The organism is Legionella fallonii LLAP-10 (genome assembly GCF_000953135.1).
GTDB classification, from domain to species: Bacteria; Pseudomonadota; Gammaproteobacteria; order Legionellales; family Legionellaceae; genus Legionella; species Legionella fallonii.
In genome coordinates, this window is record NZ_LN614828.1 from 200,751 (window position 1) to 214,763 (window position 14,013).

Genomic DNA, 14,013 nt, shown 5'->3' on the forward strand with positions numbered 1-14,013 from the left:
AAGAAATAATTTTATTAAAAGATTGAAAAAATCATATGAACCACCCTATAATTAGGGTAACACAACCGCCACGCCTAGAGGACATTAGTCCTTGCGTAACCTTGGCGGTTTTTTTATATAGATTGCTATGACTCATTCTCTCATTCAATATCTCAAACCAGCCCTAAGTTTCCAAGCCCAACTAGAGAAACTCCAAACAAAAGGCCTTATTATAAATAATTGGCCAACGGCTCTGCAAAGTCTTTCTAATACCAATTATTATCGACTGAGTGCCTACTGCTTGCCATTTAAACGCTCAAATCCATCAGGCTATATCACTGAACAGTTTCAAGAAAATGTTACATTCGAACATGTCATAGGGCTCTACGAATTCGATCGCAAGCTAAGATTACTAATAATGGATGGACTAGAACGAATTGAAATTTCGATAAGGACTAGTATTGCTTACCATCTTGCTCATAGTTATGGCGCATTTGCTTTGTCGAATCCTGAAAACTTCCACCAACAATTTGATCACAACGCATGGTTAACGCAAATTAATAATGAAATAAAACGTTCCAGAGAGTACTTTATTGAGCATTATAAAAATAAATACCTCGGTTATCCTAAGCTGCCTGTATGGATGGCAATAGAAGTTTTATCCTTTGGTTCCCTGTCTGTCTTATTTAAAGGTCTTAAAAATGAAGACAAAAGGATCATTGCTGAACGTTATAAGCTACATCCAAAAACGTTGGCCAATTGGCTATACTTTCTAACCTATATAAGAAATATATGCGCTCACCATAGCCGTCTATGGAATAAAGATTTAGCCATTAAACCCAAGATTGATGCCATTAATCAGCTTTGGCTGCCCCCCATTACACCAAGAAATGATCGTTCATATATCATCTTGTTAATCATCAAAAAATTACTAACCACCGCAGGAAATGGCGTAGATTGGGCCATTTTATCTGAGAAGCTTATTCAGCCTATTCTTGAACAATATGATTGGGCACATGAGAGCATGGGAATTCCACGAAACTGGTTAGAGCACCCCTTGTGGAAAGAAGTTCCTTAATCACATTGGCCGCCACACTAAGATAAACGAATCCTAATAGCTTGTTCAAAAAGATAACTCACCTGATTTCTGATTAAACCAACTCACTTTGAATGAACATCTTTATAAGTTAGCATGTCGAATAGTTGCTCCTCTCGTTCAGGAGTGAAACCACACGTTTTACCCCATTCCTTGGGGTTTTCGTAGGTGCCAAATAACATATCCCACCATACGATATCCCCATAATTATTTTTATGCCGATTGAATTGATGGTGAATTCGGTGCATCTCTGGACGTTGAAATATATATCCTATCCACCGAGGGGTTTTAACATTGGTATGGTAGAAAAACTCACCTATCGCAGTGCATGCGGTATACACCATACCCGCCTCAAGGGATAGACCAAGAACTGTATAGACAAGCAGGCTGCCAATAATAGAGTTCACAATCATCTCGCCTGGATGTTTGTAAAATGACGTAATGACCTCAAGTCTTTGAGGGCTATGGTGGATTTGATGAAACCCAACCCATAAAAAATCAAATTCATGACGCGCCCTATGCCACCAATAAAACACAAACGTTGCGATAAAATAGGCAATAAAACCACCTGCGTAAGAAGGTAAATAGTGCGACATATGAAAAATGGACCAAGAAGAAAACCATAATTCCCAGGTATAACCCGCCAATGTAACAACTCCAATTTGCACTAAATTAAGCAATACCACCCTAATAGGCCAGGTTGTAACATGAGGTAACTTCCAACCAGGTGCTAACCGCTCGATTACAAAGCAGATTAGGAACAAAGCAAATACAATTTTTAGCATAGTAAACTCCATTAAGCATAATACCTTAGTGAAAAAATAGTGCAGAACAGTCATGATTCATGGCTATTGATTTTTAAATTTAAAGCTCTCGCTCCATTTCTCGATTAGGCTGTGATTTATTAAAAGTACGGTTACGTTCTACAAGTTCTCTGTGATGCACGCGCTCTTTAATTCCATGAATTAACCCTTGATTGAGCCGTATAAACTCATTGTCATTTTGTGTATTCAGTTTGCGATCCTGCTTTATCAACGACTGAATGCTCTTATCTTGATTTATTTTTTTGAGCTCCGATTCTTTGTTCTCTAAAGCACATTGTTTTTTAAATTCCTCTAAACTCATGAGCCGGTTTAATTGTTTTTTTAGCCCGTCCTTTCCTTCCTTAACAAGCACATCGTTTAAATCGGTATTTTCTTTTTTAGGGATCATAATGGACACCTGGATACCAGAATCATGTAATCGCTGAGCGGCTTTTATAATCGTATTGGTTTGTTCATTTTTTGCGTATTTATAGGTGTCTTTTCCATCATTATCCAAACAAATAATCACTTGTTTAGGACTATCTTTTGGATCAATATTTGAAAAATTGGCTTTCCCCAATACAGCATACACACGCGCATGTTCATTGGCTTGAAGTATACTTAATCCTGTCTCAACCCCTTCGGTAAAATACGCAATATCGCCTTTACCCTGGTGATTTAAATTAACAAAATAATTGCTGATTGAACCAAATGTTTGTTTCACCGCCACACACGACTTATCCTTATTAGCCGATTGAGGGTCTAGTTTAGTAACCTGAACATGATGTATGTTACCTTGTTCGTCCTTACTAAAAGCCAATAGTGCGGGAACATGCTTTTGTCCATCTTCGGTCTTGGTATATACCGAACTACAATACCGCAGATCAGCATGCTCATAATGAGCCAGTCCACGATGTATAATTAAGTATTTTTCAGCAATAGTTCCTTTAATAGGCTGTGATTTTTGAAATAATGCTTGAGCCAATTGACGCCTCCCTTCGTTCATTGGCTTCTCTTTTCGTTCACTCAATTTTTGTGGTGCCTTACGTTCGTGCTCAGGGATATAATGGATAAATCGCGCGGCATATTCCAAGGTTTCTTTAAAGTCAGACAGTACTTGTTCCCTCTCAATTAAATGGAATAGATTGCCCGATTCTTCCGTTTCAAAGTTATGCCATAAACCTGAATTAAGCTCTATTTTAAGACTTCCCAGAGAACCATAGCGATATACATTTTTAGTAGAGAGTTTAGGATTGGGTTCTCCTAAAAGGCTTTTTACTAAAGAATCAGAGACGTTCAATAATCCTTTATACAGTTCATCCGCATTAATAGACGGCTTTTGAGAAGATTCGTATTTTTTTACGGGTCGAGAATCGTTTCTCTGCTCCTTAGCCTCTTCCAAAATAGGTTCTTGAGCGCGATCCATTAACTGTGTACTGATTCGTTGCTGTTTCTGTTGCTTCAAGCGATAAGCCTCTTCGGTCAATACAGCAGAGGTTTTATCCGCATCGCGTTGTTTTAATGGATCTTCGAGTCTATTGACCAACCCTTCAAAATTATCAGTATAAAAAGTTGCTTGATGACTGGCACGAGTTGCATCAATTTCATGAGATCGGTGGGTAGTTACCACAAGACGATCTTCCAATTCCAAAGCAATCATGAACTTGGAGGTAGCACCCTGGCTGGAATAAGCTGTATTTGTATAAGCATAATCCCAATGAAGATCTGATTGTTCCTTTAAATTAAGCGTTACCTGATTTTTATTGTTGCTTAATCCTACTGTTTTACCAAAAACCTGTGTGACCGTATATTCTTCATTGGCAATAATGCCACGAGCATCATCATTTCGCTTTAACCGAATCCGATCCCCTGAGGCTAAAGGCCGTTCGTGCAATTTATAAAAGGAAGGCATTGTTTTGGGTAAAATAGAAGCACTGATTGTAAACGCAACCTGCGACGCATCAACACAGAACAATTTATTTGCTTCACTATCAATGGCTTTGACGGTGAAATACTCGTCCTTTTTAGCCACTGAATAGTTTTTACCAAACCGAATGACATCGCCTGGTTCAAAAGAATGTGCTTGTATCTGGTCGGCCTGATCCAGGCTGATTGGAAATAAGCGCTTACACAATATATCTTGACTGTGTAGTTGATGTTGCTTGCGCAAACCATCACGCAGTAACACTTCAATGGGTGTTCTATCCTCGTGCGCATGAGCAACTATTAGCGTATTTTTTTGACACTCATGGGTTCGGCTGAGAAAATCATCAGCGATAGCACGATAAATGGATTTATAGTCCTTCTTTCCTTCCTCATCAGTACAATTAATTTCAACCAGTGATGAATGATTCAATCCCTGTATCGATGTTTTTCGCTGCACATACTCTTCAGGATCGATGTTTTTTATGAGTTCAAAAGCCTTGCTAATTTCTCTACGTGATGCAAACTCCGCTGCTTTTCTTAATTCAGGGTTCGGATTTTGACGCACAATCTCCGTCATAAACGCTGTTTTTTGCAATTGGCTTTTGATAGTGAGCTCGTGAGGAATTCCTGAGGCCAGCGATTGCAACTGCGTAATATCCCCTGTAAACACCATTCGCGATTGAGCGTCAATGCACTTTTGCTGTAAGGCATGGTACTTCTCATTATCAATCATGGAACTCTCATCCACAATGACTAAGTGACTGGCACCCAACCCACCGTCATTGCGTAAAAAACTATCCACGGTTTGTGCCTGGATACCATTTGCATTGAGCTCTTCTACGGCTTTATGCGTCGGTGCAAGTCCAAGGACTTGAAATTGATTGTTTTCAGCAATGTCCTTCACATGCCGCATCATCGTGGTCTTACCCACACCAGCAAGCCCTTGAATGGATACAAACCGATCGGATGTGCTCACCACCAACGTTATGGCGTCTTTTTGTCCTTGCGTTAAGGTTTCAGGTAAAGACAAAAGCTTTTGCGCAGAAGGCTCAATGGGCTTTACTGTATTTTGCTCTTTGTAATTAGCCTTAAGTATCTCTTCTTCAATGTGTAATGCCTCTTTGGTCGTCCAATAGGTATCCAAATGAACAAGAGAATCGGCCATTCGTCCTTTCAGTAATGGGGCAATGTCTTCAAAATCTGCCTCTCCTAATGCATGCATTAAAGCATGGGTTATTAAATCACTGTGTTTAAAAGCCGCATTGCGTTCCGTGCATTTAGCAAGCGCATACGTGAGTGCTGTGGCTGCAATGCCCTCTTTATCTTCTGGTTTCAGACTCAGATGATGAATTAACGAGTTGATTTCTCGCGCCAAAGCTTTATTGGCATAGGCCATATCACGATAGACTAAATCGGGCTTTTTTTGTTGCACATCATAAGCAGTCCATTTCAATTGCTCTTTTTCTAAAAAACGCTGTGCTTTTTGTTCATCATCCGTAAATAAAAGCACCTGCTGCGCGTTTTCACCAATTTCTCCGATGAGATTACGATTGATCTGGTACGGTCTTGCCGCCATAAACACTTGTGTGGTGTCTGGTTTTATCTCATGCGGTTTTTTACAATAATCATAATCAAAATGATGTTCGGACAACGCTTTATTAGTCAAAAATAAGGTGTTGGACTCATGGCGAACATAAATCCCCTCTTCAGTAATTTTTGACACAACAAACGAACTCTTAGGCGCATATTTAACGCGCTGATGAACTAGGGATTGTTCATTGATTAACCGCTCACCAACAGCGACTTCCAGTATTTTTTCTCGTGATACACGAAAGTCTTCTTTGGTATCATAAGCAAACAGGCTAATCTTGCCCTGGGCATTTTCTAAATACAGCCCCTTGGCACCAACGTCACACACCTTATAGTGCTTCGGTATTCGCCCTTCATTATAAAACGTAATTTTATCACCCGCTTTATAAGAGTGGGCGTATCCTTTTTCCGTTTGTGTCATAGCGGCTGTTGCCAAAACCGTGACCCTTTTCATTTGCCTAGATAACTGACCCTGTTGCACAAGCCCTTCTCGTATCTGGTTCGTCAAGGCCTCTTTTTGTTTGTTATTCAAGGCAACCAACGCACTTTTTTGCTGCTGTTCTGGCGTCAATTGAAGCCAAGCGGAACTCATGGATTCATTAGCTTGTTTTCCAATCGAGAGCTTGAGCTCCCCTTTGATAGGGGCTGTTAACGATTTATACGAATGAATATCATGCTCTTTTAAAACCTTAATCGGATTTCCTGCACTAAAACCCAAGGTTCCTGCCGCGTTGTTCAATAAAATGAGTTTACTTTGACTTGCTTGAGTAATATCGCTTAACTCAGATAAATCATCAAAAGAAAGTTTTTGCGCATCATGAACAATCACTAAATCTTGCTTTTTTCTCGTAAACGGTGACGCTTTGATGTGTTTTCCATAATGATATTGAAACCCAGACACCGTATGTACAATATCGTCTTTAAACAAATTTTTAATCCTGGAAATAAATCCTGTATCCAAATGTTTGATGTCTGCTCGAAGTTGCTGTGTTTTTAGACTGCCTGGATGCAACACATAGGAATTGAGTTGATGTGCTTCCGCAAGATTCACCATGTCTTGAATCAGCTCTTTTTCGCACCGAAAACCCTCTACATCAATGATTTGAATGCGCTCGCTATTTTTAAATACCTGGGAAGAGAGCCCGTGATTTGGTACTGGAATCGAAAAACTTACTTTTAACTCGTTGGTAGTTTTTGCAATAAAGTCCTTCTCGCGTGTAAGAAGATGCGCCGTTGTATAATATTCCAAGGGTTTCCCCTGAAGTGCCTCTGCAGACAAAAGAGATTCAATTTCTCGCTCAATGTCCTCATGACCCACAAGACCTGCTGAAAAAGTCATGGCCTGACGCACCAAAGCCCCATGCTGGATTTGAGTTGAATATTCGGACAAATGAACCAGCGCATCATTCACGGCTTTTTGCGCATCAGGACTTAAAGGTGTGGTATGCGTGCGTTCAACCGCTCCTCGCCCAATATTTAATTTGGATTCCTGGATTATCCCCCTCAAATCAATACCAAGCTCTTTAATTTCGTCTACCCACTGTTGATGCAGTGCTTGGCTGTCTATTTCCACTTTTGGGTTACGCGTTGATAAATTAGATTTCTCGGCAGCCTTTGCACTGTTTGTGCCACGCTCCTTCATATCATCAAGAATCTGTACGCGCCTTTTGGATGTAGCAGTAATAGCTTCATCACTAATACCAACCACCTCAAAATTACCGTACCGGTCTTTAATGCGAATATCGTAGCCCAACTCCTTAACTTTTTTTGCTAAAGAGGACATGTATACCAATCCCAAATAATGCTGGTTGGAATAAATTAATTCACGAAAACCATGATCAAGATGTTCTTTATCGTGTTTCGCTCGTGAGGATAAAGAACGCCATAATCCATCGGAACGTTCGGTCATATTGAGTATAGGTAGATGGGTGTGCAAATCGGGATCTAATTCACGTGACGTCGTATGAACAAACATGGCTGCTACTAAATTACGGGTTTTTTCAAATGTAGTTTCACCATTAAATGTAATGCGTGCTTCTGCGGCGAGCTGTTCAATGCGACCAAAGGTAATATTCACGGCTTCTTGATGGGCTTGCAGCAAGCGCTCATCCTTCCCCACCAAAGCTAAAATGGATACGGACTTAGGTGCTGATAAAGTCACATCGGTCCCAGGTCTATGCTGACGCTCACCCTTATCGATAATACCCAGCAATTGCCCACTGGGTAATTGTCCGTCTAGTAACTGCAAAAATTGCGACGGCTCAATTTGACCGGACAATTGTAACTTTTGCGCACCATTGCCTATCCATCGAGACAGACTATTAAGCGAATCTCGATCGCTTAAATAATAATTATCTTGATTGGTGTAATAATGCACCGCGTCTTTGGCCGCACTTATTTTATTTAAGGTCAGCATCATACCTCCCTGGATGACTTAAAAAATTTCTTTTATAACAATGGATGCCTCACGCAACTCAATCGCATCGGTGTCGTTTTTATTCGTGGCAGCTTGGGCTTGGGGTTCCGCATACGGTGATTCAGGAGGCACTAAATCCTTATCCGATACCTCATGCGCCAGTGTTTCAAATTGATGGATTTTTTTAACGTCATCATTTCGTTGAGGATTATTTTGAACCATCAATGCACGGTGATTTACTTTTTCCAATGCATCAAAATTGATGGTTCGCTCAATAAGAGGCACGCAAATTTCTTTACGTTCAATGTATTTGTTTTTCAAACGCGTGATGGGATGATTGCCTACCAAACGAACATAGCATTCCATGTCATCAAGAGTCATAATATCGCCCTCTTCAACCGTATTTCGCTTGGTGCGTTGCGAACCCACCGTATTCCCATCACGAACAGAATCAGGGCCATAAGACTGACTTTCTTTCATCTCATTAATCACTTGTGGGCCTAAGTCTTCGGAAACCCATTTAGCGACTTTCGATTTTGGACTCCTAAAATAAATGGAGGTATTGAGTAGATCCGCAATGGCTCCGGCTTCATGGGTTCCATAGATAAAATCTAATTGCGCAATGGATTGGATGCCAATGGCAACACACCCACCAAATTTACGAATGTCTGCCAGAGTGTCTGAAATGGTTTCTAAACGATGCAGGCTCGCTAATTCATCCATGACAAGCCATATACGCCCCTTATTATTAGCCACCAAGGATTGCACTCCTTGCATAGCAAGTCCTAACCATAAAGAAATTAAAGGTTTTATTTCTTTATGGTATTTGGAGCGTGACGTAATAAATAACCACCCTTTATTATACTTTTTAGGATCGGATGTATTTTCAATCCACTCTTTAATCGAAAAGTCTTCTTTACCCGACTTTTCAAGTCCCTCAAGAAAGCGCAACGCCTTGGTATAGGTTGCCAACACGGATTTAATGGAAATGGCCGTTTTTTCAATTTCCTTACTCACCAGATTTTCAGATTCAGTCCCTTTGAGAATATTCCTGATTTCCTCCAAGGAGGTAGTAAGTAATAATTGAAGAAGAAACACGGGATCTTTTTCTGCATAATCCCTGATTTTCCATGCCATCGAGGTGAAAATGGTTCTTGCTGAGTCCACCCAAAACGGATCGCTGCCTTGAACTGATTTAGGAATTAAATAGGTGGCAAACGAACCAAACTCCAACGGATTGGCACATTCCCGCCACATTTTCCAATTAGCGCATAATTTTGAAACGGGATTGAGCTCCACATCAATGCGCTCATCAAAGAAATACGGTTTGATGGTGCATTCTTTATCATAAATGATTGCAGGCTCGCCCAGAGCCCTAATTTGCTCCAAAAGCATCATCATGGCTTGCGTTTTTCCAGAACCCGTTGTGCCATGAAACAACATCCCTTGTTTTTCAGAATACTTAGGCATAGGAAGACGATTCAAAAGTTTAATTTCTGAAGCGCCACGTTGTGATTCGTTGACCGATTTGATGGTTTCTTTAGGCGAGGCAGCTAAGCGCGTACCGGAAACAAACTGATCTTTAGTGTATTTTTCACCTAATTTAATAAAGAAACGGGAAAACAACAGTGTAATCAACAGGTATACCGCCCCACCAAAAAATAAAGAAACTTGCGCTTTTCTCCAAAGAACATCTTGAGCCAGATGTACGGATGCTTGAATAAGGGGGCTTTTTTGATAAAAAAGCGCTGTGATTTTACTCCCATTCAGATTGGTCCATAACACATACTCCCCATTATGGAATTTAACCAGAAACCTTGAAATGTGGTTAAGTACCACCAGCTTTAATTCAGAGGAGGCATAAAATGCCATAATCAGCGAAAAAAGCACGACAAAACCTAAGACAGCCCAGTGAAAAATACGGTTACTCACCTGAATCATCATTTTGGTTTTATAGTCAAAAATCTGACCGCCACTCATAAATTGCCACATATTTTGCAAGGAACTTTGTTTCATGATTCTAAATCCATCGATTTGACCGCTCTTCCAAGCGCACGTGTTTGCTTATTCATAACGTCCTTCCTTGTACCAACGATCATTGTCCACATAATCCTGTTTTTGTTTTGCTTGCCGATTTACTAAATCCGCTTCAGATGCCTTAATCTCCTGTTGTGTACTGCCCTCTTGGTGTCGATAGGCTTTCGATAAATCTTCTCGATTATCCATACGCAGATCGTGCGCTTGCTGGATGGTGTTATCTTGCACCTGGCTTAAATGTCGCTCTTGCGATTTATTTAAAACGCCTCCAGCACCATCCTGATGGGCTTGGTTGATGAGTGCTTTTTGATGGGCAGTCATCGAAGCACGTTGCGCTTCAAATTGACTTTTCACTTGATCAGGTGATGAGTGGATCATGCGGCTTACTTGCGCTTTGACTGCCGATTGTCCTTGGGAAGAACTCATAAACTGATCGGCCAATTGTTGTTGTGCGCTTAAGCTCGAAGCATCGGTCCCCATCAGTGCCTTTTCTACCTGGACCCCATGATGCTGCACCGCCCAATCGTGAAACGCTTGATCCAATACTCTATCCATCCCGTCGGAGTGCTCTTTCACACGGTTAGCCATGTGTTGATAATGTTCGCCCTTACTGTATTCTGCTGAGGCCATATCGGATAAAGCATGTCCTTGAGATAGGTTGGCTGCGATTTGTTCCGATTTCGACAAGTTAAACGAATCATTGGCATCCAAGTGGTGCGTCTTAGCTGTAGACTCCATGTGGTTCAATGCGCTAGAGAACGATTGACCCTCACTTGAGTTAAAAAAGGCTTGAACCGAGTTAGAAGCAGATAAACCTGTTTTCAAACTCGTGCTCGCCTCCCCAGAAATACCCGTTACTGCGTGGGCGAACGATCCAAATATCCCTTTGCGTGTATCAATTCTGGCCGAAAACGCCGCATCCCACGACACTTGTCCTGATTTGTCATGATGCTGATTGTATTGGTTAACCGCGTCTTGCATTTGACGAACATCTTGATTCAACGCATTACTGAGCGTTCTATTAATACCCGTTCCTTCCCGTACCTCACTGGCATCACTTTCATTAAATTGAGAGAGTCCACTCAAGGCTTGTTGATAATGAGAGTCTGCACTGGTTCGATGCGATTGGGCATTCTGGAACGATTGGCTGGCACTGTCTTGCAATGAAGCGCTGATTCTGTCAGATGCGTGTAATCGCGTTGCCATCTGACTCATTGCAGACTGTGCGTTAATCACGCGCGACCCATCCATTCCTTGCGAAAGCAAGGCACCATTATCCGCTTGAACAGTAGCCCGCCCTTCCATATGCTGATAATTGGTATCCCATTTATTCGCATGCGTGTTGTTGTAGTTCATGTTCCAACCACTGTAAGACGCCATGGAAATATTTCCTTGCGTGGCCGATTGAGCCTCTCCTGTAGATAACGATTGCGCCATTCCTCCTAGATGTTGAGACGCAGCACTTAATAAATTAGGTAAGCCTTTGGCAATAAAAAGGGAAATCACTGGAACGCTAATAGCCAAGCCCCCTGCCGTATACGCAAAGCTGCTTTGAATACTGGCGATGGAATCAATTGTTGAAAAAGTAACCCCACCATTTTTAGAACCAAATAAAGTCAGTGTGGTAGAGGAAGCTAAGGACACAAAAAAATGAATAATGATAAACATCGGAGGCCAAGACCATAAAAACACTTGGGTTTGCATGTAGATCATGTATACCCCATGCATGGCGGGCATCAGCGCTAACAACATCACTAAAGGGAAAATACACAGAGTCAACATCCAAAAGACGGTCATATAATAAGGAAGCCGATAACCTGCAAGCCAAAAACTGTTCGCTTCAGCCACGTGCATTTTTTGTAGACTGGAACTGTTGGTGTAATTCATCAGCTCCGCATCCGCACCAGCAAAAGCAAAGGCATCAAGAGCGGATTCACGGGTGGCATTAATTAAAATATTTTGCGTGAGTACTTGAGCCGCATCTTTGGACACGTTCATAAAATAGGAATGAGCTGCCGCCAAACCATCACTAAACTTCTCTTTGTCGCCCTTGGTCATAATATTGGATAAATGAACGAGTTGTTTTTCTATTCCCTCATTAAGTTCTGGTTTTAAACGTGCAGCAGCCTCTATACAGCTCAAATTAGTACCATCATGAAATAAGACACGATAAATGGGAGATGGATGCTCAAAATACAGCCGAATTAAATCAGAACTGTTCTTCATCTCATTGGGTGCAATTTGCTGACTCCCCAAAAGTTTGGCTGAAAAAATGCATTGCCTAATATAGGTGGATAAATCACGAGAGAGCTCAGGCGACAAAGACAAATTAGAACTGGTGGACGCTAAGAAGGTACGTGAACCAAACAACATGCCGGTTCGGGTGTAATCTAAATCCTGCGGCATATGAAACACGTCACTAAATACTTGAGTAATCCCATACCCAATGCCACTAATAAGTGCCGCAGGCAGCCCAACGCCTAAAGGGACATGATCTACGGTTAGTGCAGGTCCCGCTGAATTCGCTGTTTGCATGTCAATGATAGCTACCGGCGTTTTGATTCCTAGAATACAGAACAAAAAGACAAACGTGCACAAAACATAACGACTAATGGCTTGAATCCTTTTACCACTCACGTATTGAAACCCGACAATGCCTACTGCAAGAATACTCACTATGTCCTGAGCCGATTTGTAGGTTGACGTGCCAAGCAGCGTGACCATAGCATCCAGTACTGTTTTTAGATACTCTCCATTTTGTGGCGTATAAATGGTTAAAAGACTCATTGCGCATCTCCGTAATAGGCTGTTCTTAAGGTAGGTGTTAATGCACTTAATGCTTGTTTAACGTTATTGCGGATTAATTCATTCGTTTGTAAAGCCGCGTTAAACCGCTCACGACTCTCCGTGCTAAACCGAGCCACAAACTGTTGTGCCGTCTGCAGATTTTTGTATAAACGCTCTTCATTATGAGCACCTAATTCTTTTCCTGAGAGAGAGGCTCGAATGATATCGAGGGAATTGGAAAGGTATTGTGCTAAAAGGTCCGTTGCCACGCTTTGAGCCAGCTCATAACTGCCTTGAATACCCGTGTTTTGTTGCGCATTGGCAGAAATAAGATTGAAAACTGCGGGTTGTGTTAACTCAATCAGCCCCTTTTGCTTATCGGATAATTCTTTGCCCATTTTAATGTTGTCATAAATCCCTTGCAGTAATTCTTGCACTTGAGCTACTAAGGCTTTTTTGGCACTGATTTCTTGCGTGCTTGTGGCATCAATAGATAAGCAATGCGACTGTGGCCCTGTATCAGTGCAGTGGTAACTGGGTAACTTTCCTCCGTACAACAAGGCTTTAATAAAATCTTGATTGATTGCAAGCGAAGGGTAGGTCATTAGCGCCCCTTTCGCGTTAAAGACAATGGTTCCTGAAATGGACATGTATACTTCCGCTAATTTGGGATCTTGTGCAATGAACTGATTAATTTGTAAGGAGTCCCAAACCACATTGGTATTGATTAGCACCCTGTCTTTGTATTCAGGATTATTTTTAGCCTCAGCCAATATGGAGTCAGCTTCACCTCCCGTGGAACATTTCTGACGTGCCATGGCCCAATCCGTAAAGGTTCCTTTGTGACGACCCAAATCTTCGCAAAGACGCTGTTGTGCCGCCCTATTTCGCGGCCACACAGCAGCACTTAAATTCTCACCCATTTCACAAGAATTAAAATTGGTGCCATTAATTTCATTCGCCAGTTTTTGCATAAACTGCATCGCATGTGCAATTTCAGGTAACTCCGTTTCTAAGGCCAGGTTTAACGCGTAGCCTGCTCCTCCGGATAAAATATTTTGCATGAACTTCACAATCTGATCTGACTTGATGAAAGAAAACCCTCCAGCGAAGAGATCAATACCGCCACAACCAGAGCGCATTCCAGGAACATCCACATGCGCAAGACGTATGGTACGTACTTGATTACGGGCATACACTGAACCTAGTGCCGCATAACCCGCAGCTTGTGTTTGATAGGCATGCGATCCCGTCACATTGGCATCAAACCCTAAGTTATTAAAAAAATGGGATAAATCGGATTCTGCATTCGCAAAGAGCTGACTGGTCCCTAACAACAAAAAGGCAGCAACGGTTTTTTTAAACATAGTCATCTCGCG

Annotated in this window: 6 protein-coding genes; 1 reads left to right on the forward strand and 5 read right to left on the reverse strand. The window is 41.6% G+C overall.

The window, feature by feature from the left end:
• The first annotated feature begins 127 nt into the window (after positions 1-127).
• Positions 128-1,057: an Abi family protein gene (locus LFA_RS18435; RefSeq protein WP_045097897.1), complete on the forward strand. Its 930-nt coding sequence runs from the start codon at positions 128-130 to the stop codon at positions 1,055-1,057.
• An 83-nt stretch (positions 1,058-1,140) separates the two neighbouring features.
• On the opposite strand, the gene LFA_RS18440 is transcribed toward LFA_RS18435, so the two are convergent.
• The 5 genes from LFA_RS18440 to LFA_RS18460 form a co-directional block, all read right to left on the reverse strand.
• Positions 1,141-1,860, reverse strand: coding sequence for a sterol desaturase family protein (locus tag LFA_RS18440; protein WP_045097898.1), 720 nt, complete (start codon positions 1,858-1,860; stop codon positions 1,141-1,143).
• A gap of 79 nt (positions 1,861-1,939) precedes the next feature.
• Positions 1,940-7,813 carry a conjugative transfer relaxase/helicase TraI gene (gene traI / locus LFA_RS18445; RefSeq protein WP_231865949.1) on the reverse strand — a complete coding sequence of 1,958 codons (5,874 nt, stop codon included), beginning with the start codon at positions 7,811-7,813 and terminating at the stop codon, positions 1,940-1,942.
• A 15-nt stretch (positions 7,814-7,828) separates the two neighbouring features.
• On the reverse strand, positions 7,829-9,826 hold the full coding sequence (gene traD / locus LFA_RS18450; RefSeq protein WP_045097900.1) for a type IV conjugative transfer system coupling protein TraD: 1,998 nt from the start codon (positions 9,824-9,826) through the stop codon (positions 7,829-7,831).
• A 48-nt stretch (positions 9,827-9,874) separates the two neighbouring features.
• Positions 9,875-12,634 (reverse strand): conjugal transfer protein TraG N-terminal domain-containing protein, encoded by a 2,760-nt coding sequence (locus LFA_RS18455; protein WP_045097901.1) that lies wholly within the window; start codon positions 12,632-12,634, stop codon positions 9,875-9,877.
• A complete protein-coding gene (locus LFA_RS18460; protein ID WP_231865950.1) occupies positions 12,631-14,001 on the reverse strand; it encodes a conjugal transfer protein TraH in 1,371 nt (456 codons plus the stop codon). Before LFA_RS18460 ends, LFA_RS18455 begins: the two co-directional genes overlap by 4 nt.
• Positions 14,002-14,013 lie beyond the last annotated feature (12 nt).

Excerpts from the sequence above, each read along its gene's own strand:
- LFA_RS18440 (WP_045097898.1), bottom strand. The coding sequence starts at position 1,860 with ATGCTAAAAATTGTATTTGCTTTGTTCCTAATCTGCTTTGTAATCGAG.
- traI (WP_231865949.1), bottom strand. The coding sequence starts at position 7,813 with ATGATGCTGACCTTAAATAAAATAAGTGCGGCCAAAGACGCGGTGCAT.
- LFA_RS18455 (WP_045097901.1), bottom strand. The coding sequence starts at position 12,634 with ATGAGTCTTTTAACCATTTATACGCCACAAAATGGAGAGTATCTAAAA.
- LFA_RS18435 (WP_045097897.1), top strand. The coding sequence starts at position 128 with ATGACTCATTCTCTCATTCAATATCTCAAACCAGCCCTAAGTTTCCAA.
- traD (WP_045097900.1), bottom strand. The coding sequence starts at position 9,826 with ATGAAACAAAGTTCCTTGCAAAATATGTGGCAATTTATGAGTGGCGGT.
- LFA_RS18460 (WP_231865950.1), bottom strand. The coding sequence starts at position 14,001 with ATGTTTAAAAAAACCGTTGCTGCCTTTTTGTTGTTAGGGACCAGTCAG.